Source organism: Aquimarina agarivorans, from assembly GCF_000218485.1.
Classification (GTDB): Bacteria; Bacteroidota; Bacteroidia; order Flavobacteriales; family Flavobacteriaceae; genus Aquimarina; species Aquimarina agarivorans.
The window spans coordinates 1-1,376 of the sequence record NZ_AFPB01000006.1 but is presented as its reverse complement, the minus strand read 5'-3'; the positions used below and the strand labels follow the sequence as shown (position 1 = coordinate 1,376).

The following is a 1,376-nucleotide window of genomic DNA, read 5'->3' as shown; positions in this document are numbered from 1 at the left end:
AATCCAAACCTTCTGGACTTTGATTAAAATGCAAAGCCATGTGTGCAAGGCAACGGATATAATTGTTAAAGGTACTCTTGGCTTTACCTTGAATGGTAAAATCTCGAAGTAATCTATCGTGTAATTCTTTAAAATGAGGTACTTTAGCTAAAGCTTCATCAACTAGCGTTGCTTTTTTTTGAAATCATAATAACAAATTTTAATATTTGACCTTTCAAGGTAGTAAAAAGCTCACGACTGGTAAGGAGGGTTAGTTCAACACTGTGTATGATTCATTTGGCAAATAGTTTGTCTTCGCTATCGCTTCGCAAACGATTATCACCAAACAAATCATACACCTAACGTTAGCACCAATTTGAAAATATGAAATGGAAAGAATATGTAGTTGAAAACTATTTACAGGAAAAAGGAGGCAAATATGAGCTTTTAAAACCTGCTATTCGTGAGAAGATATATAGAGAACTGACATCTAATGATGAATCTAAAATATTAAATGCTTCTAAAATCCTAATAGGATTGGATAATTTGAATTTCACTCAAAAAGAAATTTCTGATATTGAAAAAAAGTGTGAAAATCTACCAAAATCAAAAAGCAGTTCTATGCGCGACTATCGTCAAGATGTTAATGCTGGAATTATGTTAATTAAACACTTTGATGATGGAGCAAAATGTAAATGTGGAGTTTATGAGAAGTGGATTCAATTCCCACCAGAAAGAGAAGTTGAAATTGGATATTTAAGTATTCAAAAAGAGCCATATACGAATCTTGAAAAATATCAAATTGAATATGATTTAAAATGTATGATTTGTAAAACTGAATGGCAAGCAAATCAAAACGATGGATACCACTATCCAATTTATGAATGGGTAAAAAAAGGTGCTAACATTGTATAAAAAACATAGGGATTTTAGGCTTAAACCAAAAGATCTGTGCTTGTTTGCAAAGTCGTCAAATATAAAATTTGGCGTTTACAAAAAATGATAAAAGCAAAATATTTATATTTGGCTTAGTGCCAATTCCAAACGTATCGCATATTAATGCCCTACGTTTCTTATACTCACCGTTAGCAAATATTAAAAACTTAAAATCAAGAAATGGAACAGATCAATGAATTTCAAACAATGTGGATGTCTTATCCAGATGAATCATCTGTATTAGAAAAAGCTTTTAGTAAAATTAATAGTCCCCAAACAAGTGAAGCTACTAGAAATTGGATTCACAGTTCTTTTCATAATACTTGCTGTGTACGATTATGCTATGCTTTAAATCACACTATATCTCATAGAATTTCGCAAAGTGATGTTAGAGGAGCAGGTTTATCTATTAGAGATTATGTAACAGGTAAAAATGGTAAATATATATTTAATGTTCCTAA

At 30.9% G+C, this 1,376-nt stretch carries 2 protein-coding genes; both read left to right on the top strand.

The window, feature by feature from the left end:
- Positions 1 to 363 precede the first annotated feature (363 nt).
- Positions 364 to 894, top strand: a complete 531-nt coding sequence (locus GMC_RS0100060; protein WP_010520212.1) for a hypothetical protein — start codon at positions 364 to 366, stop codon at positions 892 to 894.
- 201 nt (positions 895 to 1,095) lie between these two features.
- The coding region (locus tag GMC_RS18410) for a hypothetical protein (RefSeq protein WP_010520211.1) at positions 1,096 to 1,376 on the top strand (281 nt) is incomplete at its 3' end.

Coding starts and splice junctions, on each gene's coding strand:
- GMC_RS0100060 (WP_010520212.1), top strand. CDS start 364: ATGAAATGGAAAGAATATGTAGTTGAAAACTATTTACAGGAAAAAGGA.